The organism is Mycobacterium sp. MS1601 (assembly GCF_001984215.1).
GTDB lineage: Bacteria > Actinomycetota > Actinomycetes > Mycobacteriales > Mycobacteriaceae > Mycobacterium.
The window spans coordinates 3,955,354-3,968,857 of the sequence record NZ_CP019420.1 but is presented as its reverse complement, the minus strand read 5'-3'; the positions used below and the strand labels follow the sequence as shown (position 1 = coordinate 3,968,857).

Annotated in this window: 14 protein-coding genes; 7 read left to right on the top strand and 7 right to left on the bottom strand. The window is 67.9% G+C overall.

The window, feature by feature from the left end:
- Positions 1-67: 67 nt before the first annotated feature.
- Positions 68-1,981, bottom strand: a complete 1,914-nt coding sequence (locus BVC93_RS19320; protein ID WP_157516987.1) for a helix-turn-helix domain-containing protein — start codon at positions 1,979-1,981, stop codon at positions 68-70.
- Between the two features lie 91 nt (positions 1,982-2,072).
- Here BVC93_RS19320 and BVC93_RS19315 point away from each other — a divergent pair, with 91 nt between their 5' ends.
- From BVC93_RS19315 to BVC93_RS19300, 4 genes are all read left to right on the top strand, one after another.
- Positions 2,073-3,395 (top strand): sensor histidine kinase, encoded by a 1,323-nt coding sequence (locus BVC93_RS19315; RefSeq protein ID WP_083738888.1) that lies wholly within the window; start codon positions 2,073-2,075, stop codon positions 3,393-3,395.
- Positions 3,383-4,027, top strand: coding sequence for a response regulator transcription factor (locus BVC93_RS19310; protein ID WP_083738887.1), 645 nt, complete (start codon positions 3,383-3,385; stop codon positions 4,025-4,027). The genes BVC93_RS19315 and BVC93_RS19310 overlap by 13 nt, the downstream gene beginning before the upstream one ends.
- A gap of 14 nt (positions 4,028-4,041) precedes the next feature.
- Positions 4,042-4,920 (top strand): hypothetical protein, encoded by an 879-nt coding sequence (locus tag BVC93_RS19305; protein ID WP_157516986.1) that lies wholly within the window; start codon positions 4,042-4,044, stop codon positions 4,918-4,920.
- A 97-nt stretch (positions 4,921-5,017) separates the two neighbouring features.
- Positions 5,018-5,221 (top strand): hypothetical protein, encoded by a 204-nt coding sequence (locus BVC93_RS19300; protein ID WP_157516985.1) that lies wholly within the window; start codon positions 5,018-5,020, stop codon positions 5,219-5,221.
- A gap of 51 nt (positions 5,222-5,272) precedes the next feature.
- On the opposite strand, the gene BVC93_RS19295 is transcribed toward BVC93_RS19300, so the two are convergent.
- Together BVC93_RS19295 and BVC93_RS19290 are read right to left on the bottom strand one after the other, a co-directional pair.
- Positions 5,273-5,755, bottom strand: coding sequence for an Rrf2 family transcriptional regulator (locus tag BVC93_RS19295; RefSeq protein ID WP_083738884.1), 483 nt, complete (start codon positions 5,753-5,755; stop codon positions 5,273-5,275).
- Between the two features lie 43 nt (positions 5,756-5,798).
- A complete protein-coding gene (locus tag BVC93_RS19290) occupies positions 5,799-6,446 on the bottom strand; it encodes a GNAT family N-acetyltransferase (RefSeq protein WP_083738883.1) in 648 nt (215 codons plus the stop codon).
- A 47-nt stretch (positions 6,447-6,493) separates the two neighbouring features.
- On the opposite strand from BVC93_RS19290, the gene BVC93_RS19285 reads away from it, so the two are divergent.
- Entirely contained in the window at positions 6,494-7,045 is a 552-nt protein-coding gene (locus BVC93_RS19285) for a TetR/AcrR family transcriptional regulator (RefSeq protein WP_083738882.1), read from the top strand.
- A complete protein-coding gene (locus tag BVC93_RS19280; RefSeq protein WP_083738881.1) occupies positions 7,042-8,127 on the top strand; it encodes a saccharopine dehydrogenase family protein in 1,086 nt (361 codons plus the stop codon). The genes BVC93_RS19285 and BVC93_RS19280 overlap by 4 nt, the downstream gene beginning before the upstream one ends.
- On the opposite strand, the gene BVC93_RS19275 is transcribed toward BVC93_RS19280, so the two are convergent.
- Genes BVC93_RS19275 through cysD form a run of 3 tightly spaced genes read right to left on the bottom strand, consistent with a single transcriptional unit; the run spans position 8,114 to position 11,624 of the window.
- The gene (locus tag BVC93_RS19275) at positions 8,114-8,845 is read right to left on the bottom strand and encodes a 3'(2'),5'-bisphosphate nucleotidase CysQ (RefSeq protein WP_083738880.1); all 732 of its coding nucleotides are present in this window, start codon (positions 8,843-8,845) and stop codon (positions 8,114-8,116) included. The genes BVC93_RS19280 and BVC93_RS19275 overlap by 14 nt on opposite strands.
- Entirely contained in the window at positions 8,842-10,692 is a 1,851-nt protein-coding gene (cysN, locus tag BVC93_RS19270) for a sulfate adenylyltransferase subunit CysN (RefSeq protein WP_083738879.1), read from the bottom strand. The genes BVC93_RS19275 and cysN overlap by 4 nt, the downstream gene beginning before the upstream one ends.
- Complete coding sequence (cysD, locus tag BVC93_RS19265; protein ID WP_083738878.1) at positions 10,692-11,624, bottom strand: sulfate adenylyltransferase subunit CysD; 933 nt, start codon at positions 11,622-11,624, stop codon at positions 10,692-10,694. The genes cysN and cysD overlap by 1 nt, the downstream gene beginning before the upstream one ends.
- Positions 11,625-12,281: 657 nt before the next feature.
- On the opposite strand from cysD, the gene BVC93_RS19260 reads away from it, so the two are divergent.
- Positions 12,282-12,902: a GIY-YIG nuclease family protein gene (locus tag BVC93_RS19260; protein ID WP_083738877.1), complete on the top strand. Its 621-nt coding sequence runs from the start codon at positions 12,282-12,284 to the stop codon at positions 12,900-12,902.
- Here the strand turns inward: BVC93_RS19260 and BVC93_RS19255 are convergent.
- Positions 12,899-13,390, bottom strand: a complete 492-nt coding sequence (locus tag BVC93_RS19255) for a beta-class carbonic anhydrase (protein WP_083738876.1) — start codon at positions 13,388-13,390, stop codon at positions 12,899-12,901. The two genes, BVC93_RS19260 and BVC93_RS19255, sit on opposite strands and share 4 nt — an antisense overlap.
- Between the last annotated feature and the right edge of the window lie 114 nt (positions 13,391-13,504).

Sequence of the window (13,504 nt, the reverse complement as noted above, 5' to 3'; positions counted from 1 at the left end):
GTAAAGTGCGCCACCACACACCCGCCATGTGCGATTCACCCATCAGAGGGGCATTGCGCTGTGGTGATCACCCACCAGAACGGGAACGGCGCAGCTCGTCGAGTCGCACCGCGGTCGAGATGCGGTAGAGCTGCTCGTCACCGCGCCACCGGTCGCCGAGCAGCGCGGTGATCCGGTCGAGACGCGCCAGGATGGTGTTGGAGTGGTAGTTCATGGCCCGTGCGGTGCGGGTGGGGCTGGCGCCGTTGCGCACGAAGGCGGCCAGGGTGGCGGTCAGGTCGGTGCCGTTGGCGGCGTCGTAGTCCAACACCGGGCCCAACGTGGCGGTGACGAAGCGGTGCACGCTGTCGGGATCGTGCCCGAACATCACCCCGAAGAGTTCGTACTCCGCGGTGTCCACCACGGTGTCGGTGACACCCAGGGCATCCAGCAGACGCGCGGTACGCGCGGCGGCGCCGAACGCCTGGGGCAGGTCCTCAGCACCCCGGAACACCGGTGGGCAGATCGCCAGCACGGGTGCGTCCAGGTGTTCGGCGAGCCGCTGGCGCAGCATGAACGCCGATGCCCGGGGGTCCGCTGCGCCGCTCACCACGACCAGCAGGCCGGCGACCTCGGCCACCAGCGCCGGGGCGGGAACCAGCGACGCCACAAGGCGGGTCGCCGCGGCGCGGCGCTCGTGATCGACCACCAGGGTGACCACCGCAGTCAGGTCCGCCGGGGTCATGCCGTGGTGGCGCAGGCGGCGCGCCAGGTCGCCCCGGCGCTGCGGTGAGGGGTCCACCAGGTCGGCGACCAGCTCGGCGCGAGTCCTGCGGTCGGCGTCGTCAGCGGCGTTCTGCTGCAACGTCATCAGTGAGCAGACCTGGGCCGCGCGCTCCACCGTGCGCTGGTCCACCGGCCCCAGGGTCAGCTCGCCGTGACCCAGCAGCAGCGCACCGTAGTACTGGGTGCCCACGGTGATCGCCGCGACGATCTCGACCGGTGACCGGCTGTCGTCGACCACGCAGCACAGCCCGGTCTCGCAACTGGTGTCGATCGCCATGCGCACCGCGGGAGTGCTGTCGAGCTGCGGGTCGAATGCGGCGGCGCCGGCGGTGGCGAGCATGCCGGCGTCGGCCCCGATGATGGCCACCTCCCGCCCCAGCGCCTCGGCCACGGTGGCGGCCACCGAACCGAACCCTTCGGCGTTCAGCACGGCCTGGACCAGGCTCTGGTGCACCACATTGGATCTGTCGCGCGCGGCGACATGCTCCTGCAGGCGGGCCAGTGCGCGTTGGGTATCTTCCTCGGAGTCCTTGAGCTGCTTGAGGATTCCGGCTGTCTGCATCACCACCGACGCGTGGTCGGCCAGTGCGGACAGCAACGCGATCTCCTCGGCGCTGAACACCCGCTCATGGCGGGTCGCCGCGAACAGCACCCCCAGCACAGTGCCTTCGGCGAGCATGGGCACCCCGAGGATCGAGACGATGCCCTCGGCACCCACGGCCTCGTCGATCTCGGCGTCGTGGGGGCCGCCGGAATAGTCGCTGTAGCGCGAGGTCCATTGCGCGGTGCGCGACGCTGCCACCCGCGACGCCAGCCCCTTGTCCGGTGGTACCCGCAGATTCTGGAACTGCCGGGTTACCGCCCCGACCGATTTGCGCACGCGCAGTTCACGGGTCGCGGTGTCGAACGCGGACAGATAGGTGATGTCGGTGCCCACCAGCTCGTGGGCCCGCACCACCAGTCGGCTCAGCAGGACGTCGAGGTCGCGGGTCTCGGCCAAATCCCGGGCGCTGGAGAACAGGACGGTCAACTCGTGTTCACGGCGACGCAGGCGCAGCATTTCGCTGTGCACACGGGCGAGCACGTCGGCCAGGTCCGCGAGGCCGTCGGCCCGCAGCTGGGTGATGGCCGCGGCGACATCGCCGTCCGGGTCGCCGCCGGCGACACCGGCGAGCATCCGGGTCAGTGCGGCGACGTCGACTCCGGCCTGCACCACGCCGGTGAGGCTACTCCCCGGGGGTTAACCCCCACGAGACCGTCGGGAAATCGCCGTGTCCTGCGCGCTTGGGAGTCCATAGGTTGGACGCATGGTTGTTGCAGACAGTGTTGTGCTGGCCGAGCCGCCGGCGGCACAGAAGATCCGGCGGCGCAGACCGCACCTCGGTGTGGTGCCGACGGCATCAATGGTCACCGGAGCCGTGCTGGCCACGTTCTGGTTCTGGGTTCCACTGACCGTTTTTGTCCTCGGTGTCACCTCGATTCCGTCCGGAATCGGATTCGCGCTGGCAGCGGTGGTGTTCATCTATCTGATGCGTGGCGTCGACTGGGTGGAACGAGTGCGCAGCGAGGCGGTGTTCGGTCTGGACATCCCCGTTCCCGCGCGACGGCTGTCGCCCTACACCGGCATCCAGCGGTGGCTGCATCAGTTGTGGCTCGACGTCAGCAACACCCGCTTCTGGAAGAGCTGCGCACACCACTACCTGCGGATGATCTACGACATCGCCGCCACCGGGTTGGCGTTCGTCCTGGTGGCGTTCGCGTTCCTCGGTCCCGCGGCGGCCATCGCGATCGACGGCAGCGACGCCGAAGCCGGATTGAGGTTCATCCCGCCGGTGCTGGCCTGGATCCTCGCGGTGATCGCACTGCTGGCAGCCATCGCGGTGCTGGCACTGGCACCCAGCCTCGACGCGCGGATCGACCGTTGGCTGCTGCCGCCGTCGTCGACGGCCGAGCTGCAACACCGGGTGCATGCGCTCGCCGATGCCCGCCAGGGCGCGGTGTCCTCGGCCCAGACCGAACGCCACCGCATCGAACGAGACCTGCATGACAGTGTGCAGCCGCGTCTGGTGTCGCTGGCCATGACGATCGGACTGGCACAAACCAAACTGGACACCGACCTGCCCGCCGCCAAGACGCTGATCAACGAGGCCCACACCGAGGCCAAGCAGGCTCTGTCGGAGCTGCGCAACGTGGTGCGCGGCATCGCGCCCACCATCCTCAGCGACCGCGGCCTCGACGCTGCCCTGTCCTCAGTAGTGCACCGTTCCGAAACCTCAGGAGTGCCAACCACATTGACCGTTCATCTGCCCCACCGGCTGCCCGATGAGGTGGAAGCCGTCGCATACTTCGTGGTGGCCGAGGCGCTGACCAACGTGGCCAAGCACGCCTCCGCCAACCAGGCGGTGGTCACCGTACGGTTCGACGAGACCGGCCCCTCCGGCGGCCAGCTGTACGTCTCGGTGTTCGACGACGGCCACGGCGGCGCCCTCAGCGACGCCGAGGCGAATCCCGATGCGACGGGCCTGCGTGGACTCGCCGAACGGGTGCGTGCCGCCGGTGGCACGTTCTCGGTGTCCAGCCCGGTGACCGGGCCGACGATTGTCACCGCGGTGGTGCCATGCGCATCGTGATCGCCGAAGATTCCGCACTCCTGCGCGGCGGTATCGAACGCATCCTCAACGAATCGGGACACGAGGTGGTCGCCGGGGTGGCCGATGCCACCAACCTGCTGGCCCTGGTCAACGGCACCAAACCGGATCTGGCGATCGTCGATGTCCGGATGCCGCCGACGTTCACCGACGAGGGCATCCGGGCAGCCGCACTGCTGCGCAAGCAGAACCCGGAGTCGGCGGTACTGGTGCTCTCGCACTACGTGGAGGAACGTTACGCGGCCGATCTGATCGCCTCCGACACCCGCGGATTCGGCTATCTGCTCAAGGACCGGGTGGCCGACGTGCCCGCGTTCCTGGCCGCTGTCGACACCGTGGGCACCGGAGGGACGGTGCTCGACCCCGAGGTTGTCGCGCAGATCCTGGTGCGGTCACACAAGCGAAACGCCTTGGAGCAGTTGACCCCACGCGAACGTGACGTCCTGCAGTTGATGGCCGAGGGCAAGACGAACTCGGCGATCGCAGGGGCCCTGTACATCTCGACCGGCTCGGCCGAGAAGCACATCGCCTCGATCTTCGCCAAATTCGACCTGGCCCCCGACGAGACCGAGAACCGCCGGGTGCTGGCGGTGCTGCGGTATCTCGAATCCTAGAAAGGTGCTCTGCGATGACCAGTCTCGCTCCGCTTCCCACCCCTACCCCGCCGCCGTCACTGTCCCCGGCCGGGCGAACCGGGGTGCGTGCTCTGTTGGTGATCGCCGCGGCGCTGATCCTGCTCACCGGCCTCGGCGCGCTGACCGCCGTGGCGGTCGGTGTCGGCAACACCCGGGTGATCGCCGACAGCCAACCCTTGCCCACCACCATGCGTTCACTCACGGTGGACACCGGCACCGTCCCGATGTCCGTGGAGATCAACAGTGACCCCGAGGCACGTGAACCGCGTGCCGAACTGCGGTTCGTCAGCACCAGCGACCGAGGTGACCAGTCGCTGGACATCAGCGCCGGGCCCGATACCCGCATCTCGGTGCGCGGCAGCTCGCCGGACTGGCTGGAGTGGGCCCAGGCCGGGCAGCTGATCGTGACGGTTCCGCCGCAGCTGGGGCAGCGGCTCACCGTGACCACCGAACAGCAGCTCGGGGTGCTCGATGTAAAAGCCGATCTGGACCGGCTGGTGGCCCGCAGCACCGGCGGCGCGGTGATCCTGGAGGGGTCGGCACGGGTGATCGAAGCCGAGGTCCGTCAGGGCGCGGTGGTCTCCGATGAACCGGTTTCGGTGCGGGAGTCGTTCTCGGCCAACGTGATCGAAGGTGACATCGACGTCACCTTCCGCGACGAGGCGCCACGCAGCATCGAGGCCACCACCTCCAACGGTGACGTGACTCTGGATCTGCCCGGCAACGGCCCGTTCCTGGTGACGGCCATCTCTGACTCCGCGTACCACGACACCGATGTGCGCGTGCCGCAGACCAGCGATGCCACCGAGGCCGAGTCCGTGGTGGTGGCACGCACGGCACGCGGCAGCATCCTCGTCGAACAGTCACGCTGAGATCCGGCGCAGACCTGCAATCTGTTTCGTGGGTCACATTTCCGGGCAGCCGTAGACAGGCGTCGACACCCGGCGCCGCATACGGAAGGTGTCGAAGGTGAGTGACGACAAAACTCCGTCGGGTGCCAAGGTGGAGGTCAGCGAGTCGGCCAAGGCGGCGGCCGCGGAGATGGTGACGGCCTACGAGGACCGGCCCACGGCGGTGCTGCCCGGCTCGCACAACACCGTCACCGGGACTGCGGTCAACGACTGGCTGGATGACGACGGCAACCCGAAGTTTGGGAAGTCCGATTCGGAGTAGACACCAAAGCGGTTGACGGACAACACGCGCGGGCGGGCCGCTGTGGTCCCGTCACGCCGTGGGCCGTCGGTGCCCGCGCTCGGTCTCCTGGGTGTTGTAGTCGCGAGCAAGACCGCTGACATGCTCCGGCAGCTCACCATGGGCGACGTCGGCCAAAGTGGTCTCTTCGAGCACCGACCGCATGCTGGCGCGCAGTGCCCGCCAGACGTCGGTCAGCGCGGCCGTCGGGCCCGAATACGGCAGGTCCCCCAGCCCGATGTCCCGAACACTGGCCAATGGCCCGTCGATACAGCGCAGGACATCGGCGATGCTGATCAGATGGGCCGCGCGGGCCAGTTCATAACCGCCGTCACGGCCACGGTGGCTGCGTACCAGCCGGTCGGTCCGCAGGTCGGACAGGATGTCGACCAGGAATTGTGCGGGAATGCCCTGGGCGGCCGCCAACTCGTCGGTCTTGACGAGCACACCGTCGTCGACCGTGGCCAACTGGACCATGGCCCGCACGGCGTACTCCGCCTTGGCCGACATTCGCATCGTGGCAATTGTGCCATTGTCACAGAACTGCGACGGTCACGGATCACAGGGCTTGCGCATGCAGGCGTAAACCCGGTGTGCCGTAGGTCTGTTCGAAGGACACGTCGCGGTAGTCGGTGACCAGGCCGAACCCGTTGCGTTTCCAGGTCCGCTCGGCACGCTCGTTGCCGTTGAGGCACAACACCTGCGCCTGCTGGTAGCCGCGGTCGCGCCCGACGGCCAGCACGTGTTGCAGCAGCGCGTCGACCACACCGGCGCCTCGGAAACCTGCTGCCACCGCGACATTTTCGACACCCCAACTCGCGTCCAGGTTCGGCGGCGTGGCACGCGCCAGCGCCGTCGCCCTGGTGACCAACGCCTCGAGTGCACCGTCGGGCAGGTCCAGCCCGGCCAGCAGGGCGAAGATCTCGGCCTCCAGCGCCGGGTTGCCTTCTTCACCGGTGTCGAACCCCGTCATTGCGCCGGCCGGTTCACCGTTTACCTCGGCGACCCAGAACCGATCGAGGTGACACCAGTGGGTCCGCGCTGAGCCGAGAAGCGACAGCAGCAGCTCATCGACGTGCTCGGCGGGCAGCCCGAACAGCACATCCCACACGCAGGTGGGCAGGTGCGATGTGGCGGCAGTGCGCATAACCCAGGCCAGGAATGGGCGGTCGTCGGGGCGGGCGGTACGGATTGTCGGCGTCGTCATGCCAAGATCCTAGCGATCGCTAGTAGCGATTGCTAGGATCCCTCTTCATGACCACTCGAGACAGGCTCCTCGATGCCGCCATCCGATGCATGGCAGATGACGGCTGGGCCCGCACCACCACTCGGCGCATCCTGGCCGTCGCCGGCGCCCACGCACCCGATGTCAACTACTACTTCGGGTCCAAAGAAGGCCTCATGCACGAAGCCGCGGTCCGCGTCACCCGTCGCTGGGCGCAGGGCCCGCTGCGACACGCAAGCGAACCCACCGACGCCGACGCCCGCACCCGCCTGACCGACGTCCTGGGCCGCTTCCTGGACTCACTGCAAGAGGACAAAAGTGACACGGTGGCCGCCGTCGAGGTGTTCGCCCAAGCCGAACGCAGTGACGCACTGCGTGCGGAGATGCGCACCATCTACGAGGATCTGCGGGTGGAGGTCGGCCGCAGCGTCGGCGACGGTCCCGAATCCCGCGCCGCGGCAACGGTTCTGATCGCACTGTTCGACGGACTGGCAGTCCAGTCGCTGTTCGATCCCGACGGGGTCCCGTCGGCCGCCGAACTGGTCAATGCCCTGACCAAGCTCGCGCAGGCCGCCGCATGACCGCACCGATCGTCATCGTCGGCGGCTACGGCCTGGTCGGCAGGCTGCTCGCCGAGCGGCTGGCACCTCAGCACCCGGGTCGAGTGGTCATCGCCGGCCGCGACAGCACCCGTGCGGCGAAGACAGCGGCCACCCTCGGCCACGGTGCCCGCGCCGTCCGCCTTGATGCCGCCGACCCGGAGTCGGTGCGCCACCTGGTGACCACCGAACGACCTGAACTGGTCCTGGCCTGCGCGCCGAAGACCGAGAAAGCGCTTGTCGGGGGCTGTGTGGACGCCGGTGTGCACTACGCGGACGTTTCGGCCGACGGCGCCGGAATCGAGGCGGTCGAGAAGCTCGATCCTCTCGCGGCACACACCGGCGCCACCGTCGTACTCAGTGTCGGCATCGCTCCCGGAGTCACCAACCTGCTTGCCGCCCAGGTGTGTTCTTCCTTCGACGAGGTCGAGCGCCTGGACCTCGGGGTCCGGCTCGGCATCGCCGACGAACACGGCGCCGCGGCCTTGGACTGGACACTGGAGAACCTCGCTGTGCCCTTCTCGGTGGTGCACAACGGCAAGGTCCGCCCGCAACGCCCCTTCGTCGCGCGACGTCATCTCGACTTCGGCGACGGGCACCGCAGCGTCGCGGCGGCGTTCAACTTCCCCGAACAACGCAGCCTGGCACGCACTCTCGATATCCCGACGGTGCGCTCCTGGCTGACACTCGAGCCCAGGGCCGTTCATCTTGCCGCGGTCGTCGCCGCCCGCAGCGGCACAGCGCGAGTGTTCGGATCGGCGAAGGTGCGCTCACCGGCCGTCACGGCGATGGGCGCAGTGCCGCATCAACAGGGAAGGTTCGCTGTGTGCGCCGAGGCCTCGGGCGTGCGGGACGGGCAATCACAGAGTGTCGCCGCGTGGTTCGCCGGCACCGGGGAGGCGGCCATGACCGCCGAGGTGGCAGCTGTGGTGGCAACCCGCCTACTGGACGGCGACCAGCCGCCCGGTGTCCGGCACATCGAACAGCTGCCCGGTTGGCGGGGCATTCTCAGCGCGGTGAGATCCGATGCTCCATCCGGCGCCACCGGATCTAGGACCGGGTAACCGCCAGCACGGCGTCGGCGAGTTCCGGGCGGCACACGATGAGATCCGGCAGCGAGAGGTCCTTCTGGTTGTAGACCAGCGGTGAGCCGTCGATGCGTGAGGTGAACAGCCCGGCCGCGCGGGCCACGGCAACCGGTGCGGCCGAGTCCCATTCGTACTGGCCGCCGGCGTGCACATAAACGTCGGCGCGACCCTGCACCACGGCAGACACCTTGGCCCCTGCGCTTCCCATCTCCACCAGCACGCCGTCGAGGGAGTCGCGCACCGCCAGTGCCACGGCGGGTGGGCGGGTTCGGGAGACGATGACACGGGGCGGGCCGTCCTGGGCCGCGGGTGTGGGCACGTCGGGGGTCGCCAGCGTCTGCCCTTGAGCGGGCAGTGCAACCGCGCCGGCGACCAGCTCACCGGACTGCCACAGCGCGACGTGCACCGCCCAGTCCTCGCGGCCCAGTTCGGAGAACTCGCGGGTGCCGTCCAGCGGGTCGACAATCCATACCCGCTCGGCGCTCAGACGCGCCGGATTGTCGGCGCCTTCCTCGGACAACACCACGTCGTCTGGACGCGCCTGCGCAAGTGCAGCCATCAGGAAGTCATGAGACCGGCTGTCACCCGCGTCCTTTCGCTCCTTGGACTCGGCGTCAGCGAACTCGTCGCGAACCTTCAACAGCAGTTCGCCCGCCTCGGTGGCCAGCCGCGCCGCCAACTCGTGATCGCTCATGCCTGATCACTCAACAGGTCGATCACCTGTTGCGCCAGCTCGTCGGGGGTGTGATCCGGGGTCAGCCGCAGATCGGGGTGCTTGGGCCGCTGGTAGGGGCTGTCGATTCCGGTGAAGTGGGTGATCTCCCCCGCCCTGGCCTTGGCGTAGAGCCCCTTGGGATCGCGGCGCTCGCAGTCTGCCAGCGGGGTGTCGCAGAACACCTCGAAGAACTCGTAACCCTGATCCGCGTGCACCTTTCGGGCCAACTCCCGGTGCTCTTCCAACGGGCTGATGGCAGGCACCAGCACCGTCAGACCGGAATCGGCCATCAAAGTGGCGATGTGGGCGAGCCTACGGAGGTTCTCAGCCCGATCGGCCATCGAGAACCCCAGATCGGCATTGAGGCCGTGTCGCAGATTGTCACCGTCCAGAACGTAAGCCGGGCAGCCTCTTTCGAGCATCTTCTGCTCCACCAGCACTGCCACCGAGCTCTTACCGGAGCCGGATAGTCCGGTGAACCACACCGTGCGGCCCCGGGACAGTCGGTCTTTGGCACGCACCAGCGACTCGTGTCGCACCGTGTTGGGTGTGGCACTCCGGTTGGCCACCGGAGTGGTGTCTCGGACCATGCCCGCCCCGACAGTGCTGTTGGTGTCGGGATCGATCAGGATGAACGACCCGGTGGCGGCGTTGCGCGAGTACTCGTCGAGCAACAGCGGCTGCTGGGTGCGCAGCGTGACACGCCCCAGTTCGTTGAGCTTCAACGCCGTCGCGCTCTTGTCGCGATGCAGGGTGTTGACATCCAGGCGGTAGTCCAGCGCGGTCACTCTGGCTCGGGTGGTCCTGGTGGTGTGCTTGATGATGTAGTCGCGGCCGGTTTCCAACGCGGAGTTGTCGGCCATCCACGCCACCGTGGCGTCGAAATCCTGGGTGGCATGGGGCTGGTTGGCAGTGCGGGCGATCAGGTCGCCGCGGGAGATGTCGATGTCGTCGGCCAGGCTGATCGACACCGCCATGGGTGGGAATGCCTCGTCGACGGGACCGGTGGGTCCGTCGATCGCGGTGATACGACTGGACTTTCCGGCGGGCAGCACCACCACTTCGTCACCGGGGCGCATGACGCCGCTGGCGACGGTGCCGGCATAGCTACGGTGATCGGCGTGCTCGCGGGTTTGCGGCCGGATCACGTACTGCACCGGGAAGCGGACGTCCACCAGGTTGCGGTCACCGGCGATGTAGACCTCTTCGAGGTGACTGAGCAGCGCGGGACCCTCGTACCAGGGGGTGTTGGCGCTCTTGGTCACCACGTTGTCGCCCTGTAGGGCAGACATCGGGATGGTGGTGACGTCGTGAACATCCAAACGCGCTGCGAAAGCATGGAATTCGTCGCGGATGTCCTCGAACTTCTGGCGGTCCCAGTCGATCAGGTCCATCTTGTTGACGGCCAGCACGATATGCCGGATGCCCAGCAGCGACGCCAGGAAGGCGTGGCGGCGTGACTGTTCGAGCAATCCGTGTCGGGCGTCGACCAACACGATCGCCAATTGCGCGGTGGACGTGCCGGTCACCATGTTGCGCGTGTACTGGATGTGACCCGGGGTGTCGGCGATGATGAATTTCCGCTTGGGCGTGGCGAAGTAGCGGTAGGCCACGTCGATGGTGATGCCCTGTTCACGCTCCGAGCGCAGGCCGTCGGTGACCAGCGCCAGGTCGGTGTAGTCGTGGCCGCGCTCCTTGGAGGTGCGCTCCACCGCGGCCAGCTGGTCTTCCATCACGGCCTTGGAGTCGAACAACAGCCGCCCGATCAGGGTGGATTTGCCGTCGTCGACGGAGCCGGCTGTCGCCAGGCGTAACAACGTTTGCATCAGAAGTAGCCCTCCCGCTTGCGGTCTTCCATGCCGGCTTCGGAAATCCGGTCGTCAGCGCGCGTGGCGCCACGCTCGGTCAGCCGCGATACCGCGGTCTCGTCGATCACCTGCTGGACGGTCTGTGCCGTGGATTCCACGCAGCCGGTGCAGGTGACGTCGCCGACGGTGCGGAACCGGACGCTGGTCTCGAACACCGGTTCGTCGTCGCGCGGCTGCATGTATTCGTGTACGGCCAGCAACATCCCGTCGCGCTGGAACACCGGCCGGGTATGCGCGTAGTAGATCGACGGCAGCGTGATCTCCTCGGCCCCGATGTAGGCCCAGATGTCGTACTCGGTCCAGTTGGACAGCGGGAACACCCGGATGTGCTCACCTTTGCGGTGACGGCCGTTGTAGAGGTTCCACAGTTCGGGCCGCTGGTTCTTCGGGTCCCACTGGCCGAACTCGTCGCGGAAGCTGTACACCCGCTCCTTGGCGCGCGCCTTCTCCTCGTCACGACGGGCGCCACCGAAAGCTGCGTCGAACTTGTTCTCCCGGATGCCGCGCAGCAGGGTGACGGTCTGCAGCGGGTTTCGCGACGGGCCGTTGTCCACGACACGACCGGCTTCGATGTCATCTTCGACGCTGGCGACCACGAGGCGGACCCCGTGCTGGGCCACCAAGGCGTCGCGGGTGGCGATCACCTCGTCGAAGTTGTGGCCGGTGTCGACGTGCATCACCGGGAACGGCAACCGGCCCGGCTTGAACGCCTTGACCGCCAGGTGCAGCATCACAATCGAGTCCTTGCCGCCGGAGAACAGCAGCACCGGCCGCTCGAACTCGGCGGCCACCTCGCGGATGATGTGGATGGCTTCGGCCTCGAGCGAGCGCAGGTGGCTCAGCTCGTACTGGCCTGCTTGTGGCTCGTTGACCACAGAGGGAGAGCTCATGCATTTCCTCGTAAAGTTGGTAGGTCTGACCAGGATTACAACCTTACCCGGGAATGCAACCAAAGTCGGGCCCTCATGTCAACGTCGGCGCCCGGTCCGCGCGCCTCAACAACACCCAGTCACCGTGTGGCGGTTTTCGGCCAAAATTCCGCCCCTGGGTGACCCGCTGTCACGATTACGACGGCGTCGCCGCCTCGGCGACCGGACCAACCCCCCACACAGCCCGGCCCGCCCTCCCCGGCTCCTCCGTCGCCGCCTCGGCGACCGGACCAACCCCCACACAGCCCAGCCCGCCCTCCCCGGCTCCTCCGTCGCCGCCTCGGCGACCGGACCAACCCCCACACAGCCCAGCCCGCCCTCCCCGGCTCCTCCGTCGCCGCCTCGGCGACCGGACCAACCCCCACACAGCCCAGCCCGCCCTCCCCGGCTCCTCCGTCGCCGCCTCGGCGACCGGACCAACCCCCACACAGCCCAGCCCGCCCTCCCCGGCTCCTCCGTCGCCGCCTCGGCGACCGGACCAACCCCCACACAGCCCAGCCCGCCCTCCCCGGCTCCTCCGTCGCCGCCTCGGCGACCGGACCAAACCCCCACACAGCCCAGCCCGCCCTCCCCGGCTCCTCCGTCGCCGCCTCGGCGACCGGGCTAGGCTGACCCACCATGGCCGACTCGATCTCCGCGAAGAAGACGGCCGACACCGTCGCGAAGTTCGTCGATGCCGCGATGTACACGCGCGACCAGCTGTTCGCCGACAAGTGCCCCATGCCCGAGCAGGCCGGAGCGTGCGGTTGGTGGTTCCGCGAGATTCCCGGGGACATCGATGTCAGCGGCTGCCGCCAACGTGACGGCTGGACCTTGCTCTACGTCGGGATCAGCCCCGGCCCGCCGCGCACAGACGGCAAACCACAGGCCGTTCAGGACATCCGCAAACGCACCCGCTACCACTTCGGTGCGGGCGGAGCGAGCGCGGACGGTTCGCCGCTGCGCAAGTCGCTCGGTGTGCTGCTCGGCTACGAACTTCGCCGGGTGGGCTCGGGCAAAAAGCAGACCTTCGCCGGCGACGAGTCCACCTTGACGCAGTGGATGGCTGAGAACGCCGCAGTGTCCTGGGTGTTGCACCCCGAGCCGTGGTACCTGGAAGCCAAGCTGTTCGGCGCGCTGGATCTGCCACTGAACTTCCAGGGCAACGAGCGCAATGCGTTCGCCGCTGAACTCGCCAGGTTGCGGCGGCAAGCCGCGGTCAAGGCGGGAAAGATGCGCATCCTGGCCGAGTGGAGCTAGAGGCTGACCTCCGCCAGCTCGCCCGTCGCCACGTCGAAGACGAACCCGCGTAACGACTCGTGCTTGGTGACGAACGGACTGGCCTCGATACGCCGTAGCGACTGGCGCACGTCTTCCTCGACATCTCCGAAAGCCTCGGCTGCCCACTCGGGTTTGAGCCCGGTCTCGTCCTGGATGGCCCGTTTGAACTCGTCGTCGGTGAAAGTGAGCATGCCGCAGTCGGTGTGATGGATCAAGATGATCTCGCGGGTGCCCAGGAGACGCTGACTGATCGCCAGCGACCGGATTTCGTCATCGGTCACCACTCCCCCGGCGTTGCGGATCACGTGGGCCTCGCCGTCGCTCAGTCCCAGGATCCGATAGACGTCCAGCCGGGCATCCATGCAGGCGACGACGGCGACGTGCCTGCTCGGCGGCAACGGCAGCGGCCCCGCGAAGGTCTTGGCGTATTCGGCGTTGTTGGCGAGGTACTCGTCGGTGACGGACATCGTCTGACGGTAGCGGCGCGCACCGGCAGGGCGAGCGGCTCGGATCACCCTGATCCGAACACGCCGGACCTCGCCCCGCTGCAGGCCCAGGCCACCATCTCTTACCCTGTGCAA

Coding starts and splice junctions, on each gene's coding strand:
- BVC93_RS19315 (WP_083738888.1), top strand. CDS start 2,073: ATGGTTGTTGCAGACAGTGTTGTGCTGGCCGAGCCGCCGGCGGCACAG.
- BVC93_RS19310 (WP_083738887.1), top strand. CDS start 3,383: ATGCGCATCGTGATCGCCGAAGATTCCGCACTCCTGCGCGGCGGTATC.
- BVC93_RS19305 (WP_157516986.1), top strand. CDS start 4,042: ATGACCAGTCTCGCTCCGCTTCCCACCCCTACCCCGCCGCCGTCACTG.
- BVC93_RS19295 (WP_083738884.1), bottom strand. CDS start 5,755: ATGCGAATGTCGGCCAAGGCGGAGTACGCCGTGCGGGCCATGGTCCAG.
- BVC93_RS19290 (WP_083738883.1), bottom strand. CDS start 6,446: ATGACGACGCCGACAATCCGTACCGCCCGCCCCGACGACCGCCCATTC.
- BVC93_RS19285 (WP_083738882.1), top strand. CDS start 6,494: ATGACCACTCGAGACAGGCTCCTCGATGCCGCCATCCGATGCATGGCA.
- BVC93_RS19280 (WP_083738881.1), top strand. CDS start 7,042: ATGACCGCACCGATCGTCATCGTCGGCGGCTACGGCCTGGTCGGCAGG.
- BVC93_RS19275 (WP_083738880.1), bottom strand. CDS start 8,845: ATGAGCGATCACGAGTTGGCGGCGCGGCTGGCCACCGAGGCGGGCGAA.
- cysN (WP_083738879.1), bottom strand. CDS start 10,692: ATGCAAACGTTGTTACGCCTGGCGACAGCCGGCTCCGTCGACGACGGC.
- cysD (WP_083738878.1), bottom strand. CDS start 11,624: ATGAGCTCTCCCTCTGTGGTCAACGAGCCACAAGCAGGCCAGTACGAG.
- BVC93_RS19260 (WP_083738877.1), top strand. CDS start 12,282: ATGGCCGACTCGATCTCCGCGAAGAAGACGGCCGACACCGTCGCGAAG.
- BVC93_RS19255 (WP_083738876.1), bottom strand. CDS start 13,390: ATGTCCGTCACCGACGAGTACCTCGCCAACAACGCCGAATACGCCAAG.